At 36.4% G+C, this 20,233-nt stretch carries 17 protein-coding genes; 14 read left to right on the top strand and 3 right to left on the bottom strand.

All coding sequences use genetic code 11. The features are described 5' to 3' along the window. Window positions 1–23: 23 nt before the first annotated feature. Window positions 24–917 carry a LysR family transcriptional regulator gene (locus G5B32_RS08890; protein ID WP_165291194.1) on the bottom strand — a complete coding sequence of 298 codons (894 nt, stop codon included), beginning with the start codon at window positions 915–917 and terminating at the stop codon, window positions 24–26. Window positions 918–996: 79 nt separating this feature from the next. Between G5B32_RS08890 and hutH the strand changes: the two genes are divergently transcribed. From hutH to G5B32_RS08855, 7 genes are all read left to right on the top strand, one after another. Next, window positions 997–2,565 (top strand): histidine ammonia-lyase, encoded by a 1,569-nt coding sequence (gene hutH / locus G5B32_RS08885; RefSeq protein WP_165291193.1) that lies wholly within the window; start codon window positions 997–999, stop codon window positions 2,563–2,565. Window position 2,566: 1 nt separating this feature from the next. Further along, window positions 2,567–3,805 carry an imidazolonepropionase gene (hutI, locus tag G5B32_RS08880; protein ID WP_165291192.1) on the top strand — a complete coding sequence of 413 codons (1,239 nt, stop codon included), beginning with the start codon at window positions 2,567–2,569 and terminating at the stop codon, window positions 3,803–3,805. Window positions 3,806–3,814: 9 nt separating this feature from the next. Then, entirely contained in the window at window positions 3,815–5,821 is a 2,007-nt protein-coding gene (locus tag G5B32_RS08875; RefSeq protein ID WP_165291191.1) for a urocanate hydratase, read from the top strand. After that, window positions 5,821–6,789, top strand: coding sequence for a formimidoylglutamase (gene hutG / locus G5B32_RS08870; protein WP_165291190.1), 969 nt, complete (start codon window positions 5,821–5,823; stop codon window positions 6,787–6,789). Before G5B32_RS08875 ends, hutG begins: the two co-directional genes overlap by 1 nt. A gap of 27 nt (window positions 6,790–6,816) precedes the next feature. Continuing rightward, window positions 6,817–7,689, top strand: a complete 873-nt coding sequence (locus G5B32_RS08865; protein ID WP_165291189.1) for a pirin family protein — start codon at window positions 6,817–6,819, stop codon at window positions 7,687–7,689. 194 nt (window positions 7,690–7,883) lie between these two features. Then, the gene (locus G5B32_RS08860) at window positions 7,884–10,670 is read left to right on the top strand and encodes an outer membrane beta-barrel protein (RefSeq protein ID WP_165291188.1); all 2,787 of its coding nucleotides are present in this window, start codon (window positions 7,884–7,886) and stop codon (window positions 10,668–10,670) included. A gap of 22 nt (window positions 10,671–10,692) precedes the next feature. Then, entirely contained in the window at window positions 10,693–11,460 is a 768-nt protein-coding gene (locus G5B32_RS08855) for a GLPGLI family protein (protein ID WP_240899034.1), read from the top strand. Between the two features lie 40 nt (window positions 11,461–11,500). Here G5B32_RS08855 and lat read toward each other — a convergent pair whose 3' ends face one another. Both lat and G5B32_RS08845 read right to left on the bottom strand, forming a co-directional pair. After that, window positions 11,501–12,787 carry an L-lysine 6-transaminase gene (gene lat, locus G5B32_RS08850; RefSeq protein WP_165291186.1) on the bottom strand — a complete coding sequence of 429 codons (1,287 nt, stop codon included), beginning with the start codon at window positions 12,785–12,787 and terminating at the stop codon, window positions 11,501–11,503. A 25-nt stretch (window positions 12,788–12,812) separates the two neighbouring features. Beyond that, entirely contained in the window at window positions 12,813–14,342 is a 1,530-nt protein-coding gene (locus G5B32_RS08845; protein ID WP_165291185.1) for an aldehyde dehydrogenase family protein, read from the bottom strand. A 540-nt stretch (window positions 14,343–14,882) separates the two neighbouring features. Here G5B32_RS08845 and G5B32_RS08840 point away from each other — a divergent pair. From G5B32_RS08840 to G5B32_RS08810, 7 genes are all read left to right on the top strand, one after another. Continuing rightward, a complete protein-coding gene (locus G5B32_RS08840; protein ID WP_206366855.1) occupies window positions 14,883–16,613 on the top strand; it encodes a TonB-dependent receptor plug domain-containing protein in 1,731 nt (576 codons plus the stop codon). Next, entirely contained in the window at window positions 16,549–16,968 is a 420-nt protein-coding gene (locus G5B32_RS08835) for a discoidin domain-containing protein (protein ID WP_206366854.1), read from the top strand. The genes G5B32_RS08840 and G5B32_RS08835 overlap by 65 nt, the downstream gene beginning before the upstream one ends. A gap of 11 nt (window positions 16,969–16,979) precedes the next feature. Next, on the top strand, window positions 16,980–17,450 hold the full coding sequence (locus tag G5B32_RS08830) for a hypothetical protein (RefSeq protein ID WP_165291182.1): 471 nt from the start codon (window positions 16,980–16,982) through the stop codon (window positions 17,448–17,450). Further along, the gene (locus G5B32_RS08825) at window positions 17,420–18,736 is read left to right on the top strand and encodes a LamG-like jellyroll fold domain-containing protein (protein ID WP_165291181.1); all 1,317 of its coding nucleotides are present in this window, start codon (window positions 17,420–17,422) and stop codon (window positions 18,734–18,736) included. The genes G5B32_RS08830 and G5B32_RS08825 overlap by 31 nt, the downstream gene beginning before the upstream one ends. 74 nt (window positions 18,737–18,810) lie before the next feature. Further along, complete coding sequence (locus G5B32_RS08820; RefSeq protein ID WP_165291180.1) at window positions 18,811–19,611, top strand: hypothetical protein; 801 nt, start codon at window positions 18,811–18,813, stop codon at window positions 19,609–19,611. Between the two features lie 2 nt (window positions 19,612–19,613). After that, the gene (locus G5B32_RS08815; RefSeq protein ID WP_165291179.1) at window positions 19,614–19,901 is read left to right on the top strand and encodes a hypothetical protein; all 288 of its coding nucleotides are present in this window, start codon (window positions 19,614–19,616) and stop codon (window positions 19,899–19,901) included. Continuing rightward, window positions 19,898–20,167: a discoidin domain-containing protein gene (locus G5B32_RS08810; protein WP_165291178.1), complete on the top strand. Its 270-nt coding sequence runs from the start codon at window positions 19,898–19,900 to the stop codon at window positions 20,165–20,167. The genes G5B32_RS08815 and G5B32_RS08810 overlap by 4 nt, the downstream gene beginning before the upstream one ends. Window positions 20,168–20,233: the final 66 nt, after the last annotated feature.

Raw genomic sequence — 20,233 nt, 5'->3', positions numbered from 1 at the left:
ACTATTCCATAAGATATGGATAATTATTTTTTTATATCCTTTAATATGTCAATAAACAATTGAATTCCAGGGTTTCTGTTTTCTTGACTCCAGGCCAAATAAAGAGTGGTTCGCTGTGGAATGTGTGTGAGTTCAATAAAATCCACATCCGCATTATATCCTTTCTTTAAGGAAGAAGGCACAATAGCAATCCCTAAACCTTGTGAGACAAGATTAAAAATAGACAAAGCATTTACCGTGCGAAGGGCAACTTTTGGCTCAAATTGATGATCTCTAAAAATACTCATGACGAGGTCGTAATATGAAGCGCTGTACTGTTTTGAAAATAGAATAAAGGATTCTTCTTTAAAATCAAGTAAGTTAATTTTCTTCTTATTGCTTAGTAGATGATTTTTCGGAACTACTAAGGCAAAGTTTTCGGTTAAGATAGGTAATGTCGCAATATCGAGTGGATAGCTTTCCGTACGAACAAAACCAAAGTCAAGCTCATTTTTGAGCAACATCTCCATTTGTATTTCGTTGCTCAGTTCGTTTAGCGTTACATCGATTAGAGGTTGTTTTGCTTTCAATTTTACCAACAATTCTGGAAGAATGGTTTGTACGGCAGAACCAATAAAACCCAATTTGAGCGTGGTTATTTTTCCCTCGCCAATTTTTTGCACCTGCGTGTGCATATTATTCAGCTGATTAAACAGCATTTCCACTTCTTGCTTTAGATATTGTCCAGCCTCGGTCAGTTTGACGGTGCGTTTTCCACGTTCAAACAAGGTCGTTTTATAAATTTCTTCCATTTGTTTGATTTGCCGGGTCAAACCCGGTTGGGAAATAAATAATCTTTCTGCTGCTTTTCTGAAGTGTAATTCTTCTGCCAATACATGAAAATAATGTAAATGACGGAGTTCTATTTGATAATTCATAGTTATCAATTATTGATGTAATTAGTATTACTAGTTATCAAAAGTAGCAAGTAATTTTGATATAGTAAGCTTAAAGACTATGAAAACTTTCAAATACGGTGACGATTATTTAAAAAGCTCTATCGCAATTGCGATTGCAAGGGGCGAAATACAAGGTAATTTATCAACAGAAACGATTGAAAATATCAATCGCAGTGCGGCATATGTGCAAAAGATTGTGGATAAAGGTGATGTCGTGTATGGTATCAACACAGGATTTGGTCCCTTGTGCACGACCTTAATTGATGCCGATGATACCCGAAAACTGCAAGAGAATATATTGAAAAGTCACGCCGTAGGATTAGGAGAACCTATTGATAAAGAGCTTTCGAAATTAATGCTTATTCTGAAAGTTCATGCTCTAGCCAAAGGATTTTCAGGCGTACAATTAACAACGGTTCAGCGTATAATCTGGCATATTGAGCAAGATGTTATTCCCGTAGTTCCGAAACAAGGTTCGGTAGGGGCTTCGGGAGATTTGGCTCCGTTGTCACATTTATTTTTACCCTTGATTGGATTAGGTAAAGTTTATTATAAGAATGACATACGAAATACGGTAGATGTATTGAATGAATTCGAATTGCAACCAGTTCAACTCGGTGCAAAAGAAGGTTTAGCTTTAATAAATGGGACACAATTTATGGCGGCTCATGCAGTCAAAGCTGTGGTCGAAATGAGTCGTGTGTTGGATACCGCGGATTTAGTTGCTACGCTGATGATTGAAGGTTTGAATGGTTCGATTAAACCTTTTTTTAAAGAGTTACACCAATTGCGTGATTATAAAGGAAACTCGTATGTGGCTTCAAAGATTTTTAATCTGCTATCGGGGTCATCTATTTTAGAATCACATAAAAATTGTTCGCGGGTGCAGGACCCTTATTCGTTACGTTGTATTCCACAAGTACATGGTGCGTCTCGAAATGCTTGGTTGCATCTGAAGGATATTATTGAAACGGAAATCAATGCCGTGACGGATAATCCCATTATTATCAATGATGAATTGACCATTAGTGGAGGCTCGTTTCATGGCCAACCAATTGCTTTGCCTATGGATTATGCGACGTTGGCAGTTTCGGAGATAGGAAATATTTCTGACAGAAGAGTATATCTCTCATTGGAAGGAGAAACCAATGGTGTACCGAAATTGTTGATGAAAGTGACTGGGTTAAACTCAGGTTTTATGATTTTACAATACACGACCGCAGCAATTGCTAGTGAAAATAAGGGTTTGTGTTTTCCATCAAGTGCCGATAGTATTCCAACTTCGTTGGGGCAGGAAGACCATGTGAGTATGGGCTCGATTTCTGGAAGAAGGCTATTACAAGTTATCGACAATGTGGATAAGATCTTGAGTATAGAGCTGCTTTGTGCGGCGCAGGCCAAAGATTTCCACTATCCATTAGTTTCTACACCAATTATTGAGCAGATTCATCAACATATACGGACCCGAATTCCACATTTGGAAGAAGACCAACCGATGCAGGATATTTTGGATGCGGGATTAAATATGTTGAAATCAGGCGAATTGTTGGCGATAGCCAAGAAAGTAGCAACCCAAGAAGGAGCACCTTATAAAGAAATCTACGGGGATTATTTTGATAATTATTAAGATGAAAAAACTAATTGGTCCTATCTCACAGCTTTTGACCATGCGCGCTTTACCCTTGAAAGGGGCGTTAGCTGATAATCAATTGGAAATTATTTCCCATGCGGGACTTTATATTGAAAATGAATATATCGTGGAGGTGGGGGATTATCAACTGCTGGAAGAAAAATATAAACATGTAGAACAAGTCATATTGGAGGCCGATATGGTTTGTCTTCCCTCATATGTAGATTGTCATACGCATATTGCTTTTGCAGGTAATCGTGCGAACGATTTTGCCTTGCGGAATGCAGGAAGTTCCTATTTAGAAATAGCCGCAGCAGGTGGTGGAATTTGGAGTACGGTACAACATACTAGAGCTTGTGATGAGGAACTCCTCACGCAATTAATCGTCATGCGTGCAAACAGTCTTTTGCAACAAGGTATTACAACAGTTGAAGTCAAAAGTGGATATGGCTTGAATGTAGAACAGGAAGTGAAAACACTACGGGCGATTAAGGAAGCTAACAAACAAACTGCAGTAGATTTAATTCCGACTTGTTTGGCAGCACATATGACACCGAGAGATTTCGAAGGAACTTCGGAAGAATATTTAAAATATATTCAAGAATTATTCCCAATAATAAAAGCGGAAAATCTGACCAATAGAATTGATGCTTTTATCGAACAATCTGCTTTTTCAGCTGAAGAAATACGAAACTATTTAGCGAAAGCTAATGAATGGGTTTTTGATATTACATTACATGCAGATCAGTTTACGACTTCGGGTTCAGCTTTGGCGGTAGAAGTTGGAGCCGTTTCGGCTGATCACTTGGAAGCTTCCACAGAAAGGGAAATTCAATTATTAGCGGCTTCGGACGTTGTTGCGGTGGCTTTGCCAGCAGCTTCCATAGGATTGGGCTGTGCTTTTACACCTGCAAGGGCTTTACTGGATGCAGGTGCTTCGTTGGCTATCGCAACAGATTGGAATCCCGGTTCTGCACCGATGGGGCAGTTAGTGGCGTCGGCTAGCATTTTGGCTACGATGCAAAAATTAAGTAATGCTGAGGTTTTAGCTGCGCTTACTTATCGAGCAGCTCATGCTTTACGATTGTCGGACAGAGGTCGATTAGTAGAAGGGCAATTAGCCGATTTTACCCTTTATTCGACCAATAATTATCAAAACATTACCTATCTACAAGGTGCTTTGCAACCTTCTTCCGTATGGAAAAATGGACAAGAAGTGTATTCTCAACAAGCTTAATTTGTTCTTATGACAACATTTCAACAACAGATATTACAAGGAATTCCAACTATTTTACCTCCTAAAAAGGAACGTGATGAAAGTGTAAGTCATGCGCCAAAACGTAAGGCTATCCTTTCTTTGGAAGAAGAAAAATTAGCCGTTCAAAATGCGTTGCGTTATTTCAAAAAGGAATGGCACGAAGAGCTGGGCGCTGAGTTTTTAGCCGAATTAAGAACATATGGACGAATTTATATGTATCGTTTTCGTCCAGAATATGAAATGTACGCGCGGCCTATTTCGGAATATCCTGCCAAATGCCAACAAGCAGCGGCTATTATGCTAATGATTCAAAATAATCTAGATCCAGCTGTAGCCCAGCACCCCCACGAATTGATTACCTACGGGGGAAATGGAGCTGTATTCCAAAACTGGGCACAATATCTCCTGACGATGAAATATCTGGCTGAAATGACAGAAGAGCAGACTCTGCATATGTACTCTGGTCATCCTATGGGATTGTTTCCATCTTCTAAAAACGCACCTCGAGTAGTGGTAACTAACGGCATGATGATTCCGAATTATTCCAAACCTGATGATTGGGAACGATTTAACGCCTTGGGTGTAACTCAATATGGTCAAATGACAGCTGGTTCGTATATGTATATTGGTCCGCAAGGTATTGTGCATGGCACGACTATCACAGTAATGAATGCTTTTCGAAAAGTTCTGCAAGCAGGAGAAAATATTAAAGGAAAAGTTTTTGTGACCTCTGGATTGGGTGGAATGAGTGGTGCGCAACCCAAAGCGGGAAATATTGCCGGCTGTATTACGGTTTGTGCGGAAGTTAATCCTGTCGCTGCTAATAAAAGACATGAACAAGGTTGGGTGGATGAGTTATTTTACACATTGGATGAATTGACAGCTCGAGTAAAACAAGCTATTATCAATAAAGAGGTCGTTTCTTTAGCTTATGTAGGAAATGTAGTGGATATTTGGGAAGAATTTTATGCCCAAAATATTCACATTACGGTTGGCTCAGACCAAACTTCGTTGCACAATCCATGGTCGGGTGGTTATTATCCTGTTGGATTATCATATGAAGAATCGAATGATTTAATTGCGAATCATCCTGAAAAATTCAAAGCAGAAGTTCAGAATACACTTATCAGGCATGCAGCAATTATAAATAAGCATGCTTCTCGTGGAACCTACTTTTTTGATTATGGTAATGCATTCTTATTGGAAGCAAGCCGAGCAGAAGCAGATGTGATGGCTCCAGATGGTCTAACTTTCAAATACCCCTCTTATGTCCAAGATATTTTGGGACCTATGTGTTTTGATTATGGATTTGGTCCTTTCCGTTGGGTGTGTACCTCAGGCGATGCAGATGATTTGCGTTTAACGGATAAATTGGCTTTAGAAGTTTTATTAGAATTAAGAGAGGGAGCTTCACAGAATATCGCGCAGCAAATGGATGATAATATCCAATGGATTCGCGAAGCGGAACAAAATAAGTTGGTCGTAGGTTCACAAGCTCGGATATTGTATGCGGATGCTTTAGGACGTATGCGAATTGCAGAAGCTTTTAATGCTGCGGTACGAAATGGTAGAGTTAAAGCTCCAGTAGTATTAGGAAGAGATCATCATGATGTTAGTGGAACAGATTCTCCTTATCGTGAGACAAGCAACATCTACGATGGCAGTCGATTTACGGCAGATATGGCTATTCACAATGTTATTGGTGATAGTTTCAGAGGTGCAACGTGGGTGTCTATTCATAATGGCGGTGGTGTCGGCTGGGGCGAAGTGATCAATGGAGGTTTTGGAATGGTCTTGGATGGGACTGAAGAGGCTGATGAAAAATTGAAACAAATGCTGTTCTTCGATGTTAATAATGGTATAGCACGTCGTGCTTGGGCTAGGAATAAGGAAGCTATGGAAGCTATTGAAACCGAATTAGAAAGAACGCACAGTTTGAAAATCACAAAAGCCCAATTGGTAGATACTTCATTGTTGGAAAAAATCTTTTCGTAATGGATACATTCAAAAATTTATATACTAAGACTGATTCTTCTTTATGGAAAGGTAGAATTGATGGTGAACAACCGGGATTTCAGCGGTGGCATCAGATAGTTTCCTGTGTAGATTTAAATGAGGTTCAATCTTTAGATAATGCAGTAGTGATTTTAGGTTTTTGTTGTGATGAAGGAGTACGCCGAAATCAAGGTCGTGAAGGCGCAAAAGCGGCTCCTGATTATTTACGGAAAATATTAGCCAATCTACCAGTACATTTTATTCCAGAAATTGCTTTAGTGGACGCTGGAAATATAAATACCAATGGTTACGATTTAGAATCAGCACAAGAAGCTTTAGTTATGGCTGTTCAAAAAATCAGAACTCTTGGAGGAAAACCACTTTTAATAGGTGGTGGTCATGAAATTACTTACGGTCATTTTAAGGGACTTCATCAGCCTAATAGAAAAACTGGTATAATTAATTTAGATGCGCATTTAGATATGCGTCCCTTGCTCGATGGGAAGGGAAATTCGGGAACGAGCTTCTATCAATTGAATAAAGAATTATTTGATAATGGTGAAAAGCTGAAATACTTAGCTATAGGAATTCAAGAAATTTCAAATACAAAAGGTTTGATTGATTATGCCCAAACTCAAGGTGTAGAAATTATTAATTCTAATGAGATCTATGCTGAAAACTTAGCGTCTATTCAAAATAAAATAAAACACTTTGCTGATCAAGTAGATGAATTGTACTTAACCATTGATATGGATGCATTTTCGGCAGCTTTTGCTCCTGGCGTAAGTGCTGTAGCATATAATGGAATAATTCCCGATGTTACTTTCTATAATATGTTGGATTTTATCTATCAACAACCCAAGTTAATAAATCTTGATATTGCCGAACTCAATCCGCGCTTTGATTTGGATGAACGAACTGCACGTTTGGCTGCGAATTTAATCTTTCAGTACCTTCAGAAATTTTAACTATTTTTAGGTTAAAATTTTTGAACTATGTCAAACATTGATTTCATCAGAGAAGAGACTGCTGCGAATATTGGTAATTTCTTGGTAGGAAGGCTGCTGCCATTCCGTCAAAAACGTTCTATAGGTCCATTTGTTTTCATAGATCATATGGGACCTGCATGTTTGGCAGATCACGAAAATTTAGATATTGGTCCGCATCCACATATTGGACTTTCAACTTTAACTTATCTTTTTGAAGGTTCTATTTTTCATCGCGATAGTTTGGGTACAGCTATGGAAATTACGCCGGGAGCTGTGAATTGGATGACAGGGGGAAAGGGCGTGACACATTCCGAACGTACTCCTGAACATTTGCGTCAGCGTGATAAATTTCTTCATGGTTTACAAATTTGGGTGGCTTTACCCAAAGCATTAGAATTTATGGAACCCGAATTTCATCACACCGAAGCAAAGGACATTCCTGCTTGGGAAGAAAATGGCGTAAAATATAAACTAGTCGCTGGTGAGGCCTTCGGTAAAAAATCGCCAGTGCCTGTGTATAGCAAATTGTACATGATAGAAATAAAAACTACGGAGGAAGCATTGATTGATATTCGTGGAGAATTATATGGCGAAAGTGGCTTGTATATTTTGGAAGGGGAAATCGAAAGTAACGGACATCAATATGGTGCAAAGCAAATTTTGATTACCAAAGATGCACATTTGTGTTCATTCACTATGAAAGCTAATACGACCGTTTATATTTTTGGTGGAGAACCATTTCCTGAAGAACGATTTATCTATTGGAATTTTGTAGCGACAGATAAGCAAACGATCGAAGAAGCTAAAGAACGTTGGAAAAATCACCAATTTCCAACCGTCCCTGGTGATGATGGCTATGTACCGTTGCCAGGGTATTAATAAAATTTTTTAAAGTGCTGTAGTTATACAGCACTTTTTTATGGAATTTGATTTAAAATGGCATCATTCAAAAATAATATCTCTTAGTTTATATTGTTAAAAATAGTTAAAGAATTAAAATTTAACTGTTTTTTAATAAATGTTAACAACTAAATTTTTAGTTTTATCCATTATAAACTTAATGCGCCAATTGAATGAATTCTAATCAATTAATGTCTTTTTTGGCATTTGTTCTATTTTTCAGCATTTCTTCTTCGTTTGCTCAAATCAAATTATCAGGAACAATTGCGGATGCTATGGACAATGTTAAATTACAAAAAGCTACTATTGCCTTATTGAATCCCAAAGATTCCATCCTTATGAAATTTTCCCGAACGAATGAAAGTGGAAATTTTACTATTCCAAAATTAGACACAGGTCAATACAAGATGATTGTATCTTATCCTCAATATGCGGATTATGTACAAGATGTGCATATCCTTGAGGATCAAAATTTGGGACAGATAAAATTATCTAAGGCTTTTTTATTGCTCGAAGAAGTTGCGGTGACTGGAAAACTTCCCATTATCATCAAAGGAGATACTATTGAATATAATGCCGCAAGTTTTAAAGTAGATAAGGATGCAAAAGTCGAAGATTTGCTTAAAGTGTTGCCCGGAATGACAATTGATGCTGATGGAAAAATTACAGCGCAAGGAAAAGAAGTCAAGAAGGTGCTGTTGGACGGGGAAGAGTTTTTTGGTAATGATCCTACATTAATAACAAAAAATATCCGTGCGGATATGGTGGACAAGGTGCAGGTTTATGAAAAAAAATCAGATTTGAACGATCGCACAGGAGTGGATGATGGCGAGCGAACACAAACAGTTAATATTACTTTAAAAGAAGATAAAAAGAAAGGTGCTTTTGGGCAGGTGTTGAGTGGGTATGGGGCAGATAATTACTATGGCGTAAAAGGTATGGTCAATAAGTTTAAAGGAGCCCAAAAAATCGCCGCTTATGCCATATCAGCTAATGATGGGATGGTCAGTCTTGGGTTTGAGGATGGACAAAAATATGGTGCAGAGGGTGGTCTAGAAATGATGGAAGATGGAGGTTATTACTTTAGTTCATCTGGATCAAGTGATGGAATGGATTCTTGGTCTGGTGCTTATAGAGGTAATGGTGTTCCTAATGCCTTGAATTTAGGAGCTAGCTATACAGACAAGTTCAAAGGTGATAAACATAAATTAAACGTGAATTACCGAAGAGGACAAATGGAAGTGGAAAATAATAGTGGAAGCTTTGTACAAAATAACCTTCCGCAGTTGGCTAGTATTCAACAATCCACTGGTTTTTCATTGAACGAAAACACATCACATAATGCAAATATGCGTTATGATTTGAAAGTTGATTCCACATCTGATATGACTTTAAAGTTTGGTTACAACAAAATTAATAGAGATAATTTCAGCAGGAATAATTCATTAGAACGAAATTTGGAGGATAAGCTTTTGAATGATATCTATTCAACCAATGATAATACGAGTATAAATGAGACGTTGAATGCTAACGTTATGTTTACCAAACGTTTCAAAAAATTGAGAAGATCATTGACCTTAAATACTTCTATTTCTTCTAATAACACAGATGGTGTATCTAATTATTTTTCGAAATCGAATTTATATCAAACAAATGATTCTTTATTAATTGATCAATTAAAAAATAATGTTTGGGAGAATAGGAACGTAAATGCTTCCCTTAATTATACGGAGCCATTGACAAAGGATCTTACTGCTACCATTGGGTATACCATAGGAAAAATTGATTCGTACACTTTGAATCAATCATTTAACAAAAATGAAGGAACGGGTAAATATGATATTCTTGACCAAAGTCTTTTAAATGACTTTGATAATAGCAACTTCAGAAATTCTGTTAATACAGGGGTGAATTTTAAAAAGACCAAATTCACGCTAAATATGAGTAATACGCTTTCTTTCGAATCGCTAAAAAGAAATTATAACAACCTCAATCATGCGTTAAATAGAGATCAAGTCATTGTTAATCCTTCGGTTTCACTGAATTACCAAATAACTAAAAGCAAAAGTTTGTATTTGAGTTACTATGGTCGTACGGTACAACCCGATTTGGGACAATTTGAACCATTAAAACAAAATGATAATCCTTTAGTCAACTTTTTGGATAATCCAGACCTAGAATCAGGATTCAATAATAGCATATATGGATATTTCAATTCGTACAAACAGTTGAAAGATATAAGTGTATATTTCGGAGCTGATTTTAACCAATATATAAATCCAATAAATAGTAAAGTTACTTTTTATACTGAAACAGGGAAAAGAGATATTAAATATGTGAATGTGAATAAATCAAACATTTCATCAAGTATGTATGGGGGATACCGTCGACCTATTTGGAAAAAAATTGCCTTAAGTATGAATGTTGGAGCTAATTTGGGTTATCAGAATAACTATAATTATTTGGCGTTGCCAAACACAGATTCACAACTCAATAATACAGAAAACTATTCGTTGAGTCCAAATATAGGCTTTAGTACCTATAAAGCTAACAAATGGTCTTTTCATGCGAATATAAGTCCGGGTTACCGTATTTCAAAATCCACATTACAGCCTGATTTGGATATCAATAATTTTATATTGAGTTCATATTTAGATTTGAGTTATACATTCCCTAAAGATTATAAAATAGTAATGAATATGCAGCAATCACATGAAGCGGCTACTAAAACTTTACCAGAATTCAATGTGGTCAATGTCTCAGGTTATGTATCTAAAAAATTCTTGAAGGATAAATCTCTAGAAGCACAATTTTTTGTGAATGATTTATTAAATAAAAATACAGGTGTCAGAAGATATCAATCAGGTTATACCTTCTCACAATCTACTAATGATGCGTTGAGAAGATACGGTATGTTTAAGTTGATTTACAATTTTACAACAATGAAAGGAGATAATTAAGATGAAGCAGCTATTCTATATAATGCTAACAATATTGTGTTTTGAAAAAGTAAGTGCTCAATATGCATATTTCCCTGTAAGTGGCACAGTTACTTATGAACGCAAATTTCATTTACAAAACTACCTAAAGAAAAAATTGGGCAGTAAGGCGGATATTGATTTCTGGGACAAAAGTACGTTAGATTATCTGCAAAAACATGGTCCTACCGAACTGGTTACCCATCATACTTTAAAATTTAATGGTATGGAAACGGTATTTGAGACGGTGAAGGAAGACTATCCCTCGACTTATCGTAATGCGATGTGGTATATTCCCTTAAGAGCAGAAACCAAAACCTATGTCAATTATGACAAAGGAATCTTTCACAAGTTGCTTCCTTTTGGGGATGAAGAATTGATTTTGGCAGATTCAGTTCCTTATGTGAAATGGAAATACACAGACGAATATCGCAATATTGCAGGGTATGACTGTCGACGTGCAAACGGGTTGATTCAGGATTCGATATACGTTGTGGCTTTTTTTACGAATCAATTAGAAGCGCCAGCTGGACCAGAGTTGATTCAGGGTTTACCTGGTACCATTCTCGGCGTGTCCATTCCTTCTTTCAATATCAACATGTTTGCTACTAAAGTAGAGCTTAATAATGATGTAGTTTCTTCGACGCTGACCAAAAAGAAAAAAGTAGTTCCTGAATCAAAAGAAGCTATTATTAAAAAACTTAAAACATCCGCATATGATTATTTAGATGATAAGAGGTTTCAAGAGCAGTGGAGCAAGATAATTTTTTAGTTTAAATAAAAATCGGCGTCCAATTTGAACGCCGATTTTGTTATAATGATTTACGAACAATTTCGAAGGTTTTATCGATATCCTCTACGGTTACCGTTAGATGCGGTCTGAAACGCACACTTTTCTCACCACAGCCTAAAATCAGAAGTTTGTTTTCCATGGTTTTATTAATGAAAGCATCTCGATTTTCTACGGTGTCAAAATCAAATGCACATAAAAGACCTTTTCCACGTGGATTAGATAAGCGAGGATGTTCTTCAACTAATTTCGTTATTTGCTGAAGCAAATATTTACCCATTTCATCTGCTTTAGCAACAAGGTTTTCTTTTTCTATGACTTCTAGAATCAATTTGAAACGCACCATATCTACCAAGTTTCCACCAAAAGTCGAATTGATACGGCTTGATTCTTTAAAAACATTCTTTTCTACTCTATCGATTTTTTCACGATTAGCTAAGATACCGCACACTTGAGTTTTCTTACCAAAGGCAATGATGTCTGGAATAATGTCGTAATGTTCATAACACCACATTTTACCCGTCATCCCGATACCTGTTTGGACTTCGTCCAAGATCAGCAAAATATCATGCTCATCACAGATGCGACGCAGTTCTTGGAAAAACTCCTTACGAAAATGATTATCACCTCCTTCAGCCTGAATAGATTCAATAATAAGGCAGGCTACGTCCGTAGGATTTTTAGAGATAGCTTCATTAATCTGAACTAAAGCTTGATTCTCGATTGCTATCGTTGCAATCAAATTTTCTTCCGTAATCGGGAAATGAAGTTTTGGGTTTATAATACGCGGCCAATCAAATTTTGGAAAGTATTGATATTTACGCGGGTCCTTCGTATTAGTCAAAGACAGGGTATATCCGGATCTTCCATGGAATGCTTGTTTGAAATGAATGACTTGGGAAGCTTCTTTCTCGATTCCTTTACTTAGATTAAGTCTTGTTTTCCAGTCGAAAGCCACTTTCAAGGCATTTTCTACAGCTAAGGTTCCACCGTCTATAAAGAAAGCATAGCTTAATTCTTTGGGTATTGCTACACGTTCAAAAGTTTTTAAAAATTCCGCATAGCTCTCTGTATAAATATCAGACAACGCTAATTTGTTGATAGCCGCTGCCTCTAATTGTTTCGAGTTTTCTAAAATATAAGGATGATTGTAGCCGATAGGAGAGGATGCAAACATGCTGAACATATCCAGATATTCGTTTCCATCTGTATCGATCACATACGATTTGAAGGACTTGCTAAGGTCCATAGTGAATGGTAAGCCATCCGCTAATATATGTTGAGCTAATATTTCATGCGTCTTGTTCATAATGTAGTGTTTATTTAGGTTAGGTTTATAAATCGAATTTTATGCCTTGTGCTAAAGGTAAATTTGTGGTGTAATTAATGGTGTTTGTTTGTCTACGCATATACGCTTTCCAAGCATCTGAACCCGACTCACGGCCACCTCCGGTTTCTTTTTCACCACCGAAAGCCCCACCGATTTCAGCACCCGAAGTACCAATGTTTACATTGGCAATACCACAGTCAGAGCCATTCTGGCTTAAGAATAATTCGCTTTCACGAAGATTTGTCGTCATTATCGCAGAGGATAAACCTTGTTTTACATTGTTTTGTAAGGCAATGGCATTTTGAACTTCTCCGGTATATTTTATTAAATAAAGAATAGGGGCAAAAGTCTCTGTTTGAACGATGTCGTAGTGGTTTTCTACTTCAGCAATCACAGGGGTCACGTAGCAACCGCTTTCATAGCCTTCTCCTTCAAGCACTTTACCTTCTGCTAAAATATTTCCACCTTCTTCTTTAATTTTATCTAAAGCTTTCAGGTACATATCTACTGCCGCCTTATCAATAAGTGGTCCCATATGGTTATTACTATCCAATGGATCGCCGATTTTGATTTGTTTATATGCTTCGACCAAAGATTCTTTCACTTTATCGTAAACTTCTTCGTGTACTATTAATCTGCGTGTACTTGTGCAACGTTGACCGGCAGTTCCGACTGCACCGAAAACAGCACCAATAATTGTCATTTTTAAATCCGCCGAAGGAGTTACGATGATGGCATTGTTCCCGCCTAATTCCAATAAGGATTTACCTAGGCGATTAGCTACAGTTACCGCCACTTGTTTACCCATGCGTGTTGAGCCTGTAGCAGAGACTAGTGCGATTCTTTCGTCTTCAGCTATCCATTTACCAACATCTGCATCGCCTGTTACCAACGAAGAAATGCCTTCAGGCAAATCATTTTCTTTCAAGATGTCGGCTATGATTTTTTGACAAGCTACAGCACATAACGGTGTTTTTTCCGAAGGTTTCCACACAATAACGTCCCCACAAACCAAAGCTAAAGCCGCATTCCAGGCCCAAACGGCAACAGGAAAGTTGAAAGCCGTAATGATACCTACTATCCCTAAGGGATGATATTGATCGTACATGCGGTGTCCAGGTCTTTCGGAATGGATTGTATTTCCGTACAATTGTCTGGATAGTCCTACCGCAAAATCACAAATGTCAATCATCTCTTGTACTTCACCAAGTCCTTCCTGGTAAGATTTGCCCATCTCATAAGATACCAATTTGCCAAGCGTTGCTTTTTCTTTACGGAGTCTATCTCCAAGTTGACGAATGATCTCACCGCGTTTAGGTGCAGGAATGTCTCGCCAAAATAGCTTTGCTTTCTCCGCTTCGTGAATTACTTTTTCGTATTCATGTTTAGTACTTGCTACCACGCTAGCAATATATTTTCCATTGGTAGGAGAATAAGAATCAATGTTGATTCCGCTAGCAAACCAGATAGAACCCGTGGAAGTTCCTAAGTTATTCTCTATTACTCCTAATGACGATAGTTCTTTTAGATTCATAAAATTATGTCGAATATTCTTTTAATGTATAAATATACCGAATAAAAACTTAAAATCAATACTTTTTATCGAATAAAACTTAATTATTAAGTTCATGATAAAGGAAATTTATTTCTGTTATTTTCTTATTTCTAAAAATATACCTAGAACTAGCGAGTGGTAAAAGAAAAAAATAGCGCAAACGTTTGATGTTCTTCCAGATTTTTTATTCAAACAAAAAAGATATAATATTGAATATGATTATGTATTACATAGTATAATAATACATAACGCAGTATAACTATCTGAAAAATCAAATTATAAACTTATTCAGCTATTACTATACTAACCAAAGTTAGAGATCATAGAAGTCGCATCTACTTTTAATGTTTTTTGTTCTTTTTGTCCTCGCTATCTGGAAGTGAAGCCTGGGGAAAGAATAAAGTTATTACGCTGTCTTCGCTGAAACTGAGACCCGATACAGTTAATCAAGATTCTGTTAATTTTTTAAAAAAGCTACAAACCATTAATAAGAGAACTTCTGTTGGTGATAGTGCAAATATGGTTATTGTAGAAACGAAGCCTTTTGTATCCCCGCAGCAAGTTATTAAAGGAATGATTCCGGGTGTGATCGTTAATGAAAACACATACGAACCAGGTAGAGAGCAGAGTTTGTTAGTTCGGGGGTTGAAAAGTCCTTTGATTTATAAGTCTGATTTGCACAATCAACAGCCATTGTACATCCTTGATGGTATTCCACTCATTGGCGATCCCCCATTTGTGTACGACATCAAAAAATACGATAATATCAATATTGGTCCAGCAACGAATCAATTCGCTACTTCGGATATGGACAATATCAAGTCTATCGAAGTCATCAAAGATCCAGCAATTTTAGCACAGTATGGTCCTTTGGCAACTAATGGTGTCGTATTGATAACCACAAAAAAGGCTGTAGTTGGAGATAGACAGATTAGCATCAATAGTTTTTTAGGTTCTAGTCTGATAGAAAGTATTACCCCTGTAAATGGCGATTACGAAAATAGGTTCAGATCACAATTCTATGCAAAATACGCTACTTCAGCGCAAAAGCTAAATTATGCGGGTTATTTAAGAGATTCCACGAATACCGATTATTACGGACCTACCAATTGGCATAAAGCTTATTACGATAATAGCTTAACACATAATGTGAATTTGTCTATTACAGGTGGTTCTGAAAGGGCAAACTTCAAATTTTATGGTGGTGTAAATTCTCTTCCAGGAAGTGCTGAAAGCACAAAGTTAGATCGCTATAATGGTGTTTTCTACATTAATATGGTTCCTTTCAAGTGGCTTTCCTTAGCCAGTATGGTCAATGTTACTCGATTGGATCGTGATCGAAATAAATCTTTTCGAGATAGATACAACGAAACAGGCTATTTGCCAGATGTAACTACCCCGCTTCCTCCCGGAGGATCAGTTTATCAAGGCTTCTTGAATGAATATCAAAAAGTCATTGATAACAATATCAACAACATGACAAAGGGATATATCAGTTTGAATTTTGATATCCTAAAAAACTTGAGTTATAAAGCCCAATTCTCCTTTGATTACAATCAATCCATCCGTGACGTATTCTGGCCAACCACTTTGATGGAGACAATCAATTTTGTTTCGAATTATTTTGGTTATAACCAGCGTTTCAACCTAACTAACCGATTGAATTATAAAATCGATTTGACTTCCAATCATAGCTTGTCATTCGATTTAGGGCACGTGTATTGGGCTGATAAAAACAAATACAATTATGCAACAGCATATGATGGACCAAGTGATTTTATCAAAGTGAATGTGGTTCAGGTAAATGCGAGTGAAGGAGGGTATTTGTCACCTGTAGGTTTTATGACTTACCGTTATACAGATGATATCGAACATAAGCTGTCTTCTTTCTTTGGGAATGTAAAATATACTTACAAAGACTTTTTGGATATCAATTATACATTGAGAACGGACGGTTCTTCCAATCGCACTCCGGATAAAAGATGGTATATCAGCTCTGGTCTTTCGGCCGAATTGGATTTATTATCCTTTGTTAAACCAAGTGATAACTTAAATAAACTTCGATTAGGTGCTTCCTTTGCAAGAATTGGTGAAACTTTTTTGACTGATCAATATGCATATGGTCCGCAATACCGTACGGATTTGGGTTGGGACAAAGAGCCTAATATGATTTCTTACAATGGTTTTGCGACAGTATCTCGTCCATATACTATGGGGTGGGCCTCATGGACGAGCTGTAGCGGCAATTGATGGTGATTTGTCCACTTTTTGGCATACACAATGGAACGGCGCTAACCCTCCTCCTCCGCACCATATTATTATAGATATGAATGAGGAGTTGAATGTAAAAGGCTTCTACTTTTATGCGCGTCAAAATAGTGCGAATGGACGTTCTCGTAAAGTTGAAATATTAGTGTCTTCGGACAATCAAAATTGGACTAACCTAGGAACTTTTGATATGGCAAATGTTATTACCCGTCAAGAAGTAGTGCTGCCAAGCCTAACTAAATTTAGATATGTTCGCTTCAACTTCAATGAGCCTACAAATTATGCAGGTGGGGTACATGCTACAATGGCCGAGATAGGTACTTTTTATGACGAATAAGAAATTTAATTATGAAAAAAAATCTTTTTAAATATTTGATATTATTATGGACGATTATACTGTACAATTCTTGTACAGTGTATGACAATCCAGCTCCGTATTTTGAGGATAGTGAGGAAGAAGTAACTCCTCCTCAAAGAAAAATTTTGCTTATATCTATTGATGGTTTGGTAGGACGTGAACTAGAAAAATCAATACCTAAAAATCTTCAATCATTAATAGACAAAGGGAAGTTTACATTTAACTCTATCAGTGATGAAAAAAGTAATCCTGTATCAACATGGACCACCATGATGACGGGTGTTAATTCATCAATACATCATGTAGAAGATGAAACTTTTACAGCAAAAGCTGATGCTAGTGATCAACATGCTGAAATAGCTTTTGCCCCAACATTTTTTTATAGATTCTTTGCCACTAGACCAGAATACAATACAACAATAGTTTCTTCATGGGAACCGTTAGTTCTAAATTATTGGTAGAAGCAGAGACACAAGTGATTACGAATAGTGATGAAATTACGAGGGATTCAGCGGTATTTCAATTAGCCAATGAGGATCCAGAAGTGATGGTTGTTCAATTTCGTGATGTTTTCTTTGCTGGTCAAGGTAAGGGTTTTACTGTTGAAAATCAAGAGTATGCTAATGCTATAGAGAAAGTGGATGGTTATATAGGTGAGATTATGAAAGCACTTTCTGCCCGTGAAAACTATGACAAAGAAGAGTGGATTGTAATGGTGACTTCTAACCAAGGCGGTTCGCCAGATGGTACATCGGGTTCTGACGCATTCCAAGATAGAAACACATTTACTATTTTACATTATAAAAATTTTACTAAACAAGAAATTAAGCCGGCTCTAATAGGCTCAACGAATTTCTCTCAATATGCTGGTGTGAGTGATGATTATATTGCAAATGTTGCAGAAGCGGCAGATGGTAATGAGTATAATTTCAACTCTAGCGAAATGAGCGTAGAGTTTAAATTCAAGAAAAATCAGCATATCAACCATACAAGTCAAGCGTTTGTGATAGGAAAAACTTCTAGAGAGAATCATAGCGGATCAGGTAAAGGTTGGGGGATTGCTACAGCGAATAATAAGCTGATTTTTTATATAACTTTTGATGATGATGTGAAATACGAGTACAATTTTGGTGCTGATATTAACGATTTTAAATGGCATCATATTGCATTCTCACTGAAAAAAACAGCAGAAAAGACAGTTCAATTAACTCTATTTAATGATGGTACAACAGCAAATACCGCTACAATTACCACGACTGGATCTGTTAATGGTACATTTACTACCTCAGCGCCATTATTTATTGGTGTTAGAAAGGGACATAATGGTAGTGCGTTAGCAAAAGATGATTTACAATTTGCAGATTTGAGAATATACAATAAAGCAATAGATAATAGGGATGCATCTAGATTAGCATGTTATATAAATGAAATTAATAATGATGATCCATTATTTTCAGCTCAAATAGGTTCTTATAAATTAGATAATGTTATAAATAATTCTTTCGAAAATGATATTGCTGATAAACCAATATTAAGATTTACAACAAATAGTATTTCCAAATCTGATGTATCGTTAATATCTACAAAGTGTAATGCAGATGATTTAAATAATATCTTGATAACTAGCCAAGATTATGTTACGATGATTTTCTATTGGTTAAGAATTACTCCTGAACCAGGATGGAATCTCAAAGGAGCTAAAGTGTTAAATACTTTTGAGAGTGAGTTTATTAATGTTAAAAAATAACCTAACCAAATAAGATTTTAATTATGAAATGTATTCGCTTATTATATAGTGTACTATTTATATCGGGAATGCTTATGTCATGTTCGAAAGAAGAATTAATTCTTTTGGACAAGACTCCGATGTTTGAAGATGATGGCTCACCTAGAATCATTGCTAGACCTGAAAATGTAATTGTAGAAGGAGAATTAAATCGTAAAATTAGGATAACTTGGCCAGAGGTTTCCAAAAATGTGACTTCTGCCAAAGTGGTTATTACTAAGGCTGATTTTGTAAATGAAATTACTGTAACAGATTTTAATCCTGATATTATATTCCAATCCGAAGATATGGAAGAATATAAAGTGGATATTACTTATTTCGGGAAGGATGAATCTTCTAGTAAAACGCATAGTATTTTTGTAAGTCCCAAAGATTATGAAGTAAATATCATTGGAGAAAATATGGTTGCAGAAGGTGTGCGCGGAAAAGCTAGATTTTCTTTTACCAAACTGTTGATGCGGGAGTATACTTATACGATTTCTTATAACTATGATGGAAAAGATGTAGTGAAGCAATTTAATTCTGGAGTTGATACCGTTGATACTTTTGTTCTGGATGAAATTGAGGATGAAAATCATATTTATAATTTTAAAGTTAAGATCAATGATAAAGTGTTTGATCACAATTCGTATGAATTTACAGCTAGTATTAAGCCTTCACCTGTTCCTTATTTGGTGATTAGTGAAACATTGACTGCCAAACAGTATTACGGAGGAGCATTATTGAGTTGGACAAATCGTTCTTTACGTTCGGACAAAGTTGTGGTTAAATATAGAGTGGGGGGCAGGAAATTACACGCATTAAAGAATCGGATTTATATACAGATACCTTATTGATTTTGGGTTTGCCATCCGAGCCAACAAATATTGAATATTATACAGCTGGTATTGAAGACGAAAGAACCGAATCTAGATATACGACAGTTAGTGGAACTCCTTTTATACATTTTAATACTGCAGCACTTAAATCGGATTGGATTGTAAATGTATCTTCTAATGTCATTGGAGATGGTATTGGAGGACCTGGGCTAATTGATGGTGTTCCAGGTACGTATTGGCACACTCCTTATGACGGATCTACTGATTATCCACATTGGGAGCATTTCAATTTCCCAAATCTCATTTGATTACTAGTTTTAGTTTACAGAATCGTAATAATACTACGCCCAACGTATATAAGGATTTTGATATTCAAACAAGTGTCGATGGAGTAAATTGGGTAACTCATGAATTCTTTTCAAATAGTAATCGTGCTAGTGGCGCTATGGTGGATTATTCATTGGCAAATCCATTAGCGACTAAATATGTAAGACTTTATTTTAAAAATTCGCTAACAGGTCACGCGTTTATGAACTTGGCTGAAGTTAATTTCTCAGCCTATCCTGAAAATTAAGCATAATTTAACATCTACCTATAAGGCGGTCTTGGCAACAAGATTTCCTTTTTTAATTTTTATCCC

Source organism: Sphingobacterium sp. SGL-16, assembly GCF_011043515.1.
Classification (GTDB): domain Bacteria; phylum Bacteroidota; class Bacteroidia; order Sphingobacteriales; family Sphingobacteriaceae; genus Sphingobacterium; species Sphingobacterium litopenaei.
The sequence above is the reverse complement of the archived record's forward strand: the minus strand, read 5'-3'. Positions and strand labels throughout refer to the sequence as shown.

Bases quoted from the DNA above. Each gene is read 5' to 3' on its own strand.
- G5B32_RS08890 (WP_165291194.1), bottom strand. From the start codon at position 917: ATGAATTATCAAATAGAACTCCGTCATTTACATTATTTTCATGTATTG.
- hutH (WP_165291193.1), top strand. From the start codon at position 997: ATGAAAACTTTCAAATACGGTGACGATTATTTAAAAAGCTCTATCGCA.
- hutI (WP_165291192.1), top strand. From the start codon at position 2,567: ATGAAAAAACTAATTGGTCCTATCTCACAGCTTTTGACCATGCGCGCT.
- G5B32_RS08875 (WP_165291191.1), top strand. From the start codon at position 3,815: ATGACAACATTTCAACAACAGATATTACAAGGAATTCCAACTATTTTA.
- hutG (WP_165291190.1), top strand. From the start codon at position 5,821: ATGGATACATTCAAAAATTTATATACTAAGACTGATTCTTCTTTATGG.
- G5B32_RS08865 (WP_165291189.1), top strand. From the start codon at position 6,817: ATGTCAAACATTGATTTCATCAGAGAAGAGACTGCTGCGAATATTGGT.
- G5B32_RS08860 (WP_165291188.1), top strand. From the start codon at position 7,884: ATGAATTCTAATCAATTAATGTCTTTTTTGGCATTTGTTCTATTTTTC.
- G5B32_RS08855 (WP_240899034.1), top strand. From the start codon at position 10,693: ATGCTAACAATATTGTGTTTTGAAAAAGTAAGTGCTCAATATGCATAT.
- lat (WP_165291186.1), bottom strand. From the start codon at position 12,787: ATGAACAAGACGCATGAAATATTAGCTCAACATATATTAGCGGATGGC.
- G5B32_RS08845 (WP_165291185.1), bottom strand. From the start codon at position 14,342: ATGAATCTAAAAGAACTATCGTCATTAGGAGTAATAGAGAATAACTTA.
- G5B32_RS08840 (WP_206366855.1), top strand. From the start codon at position 14,883: ATGGTTATTGTAGAAACGAAGCCTTTTGTATCCCCGCAGCAAGTTATT.
- G5B32_RS08830 (WP_165291182.1), top strand. From the start codon at position 16,980: ATGAAAAAAAATCTTTTTAAATATTTGATATTATTATGGACGATTATA.
- G5B32_RS08825 (WP_165291181.1), top strand. From the start codon at position 17,420: ATGGGAACCGTTAGTTCTAAATTATTGGTAGAAGCAGAGACACAAGTG.
- G5B32_RS08820 (WP_165291180.1), top strand. From the start codon at position 18,811: ATGTCATGTTCGAAAGAAGAATTAATTCTTTTGGACAAGACTCCGATG.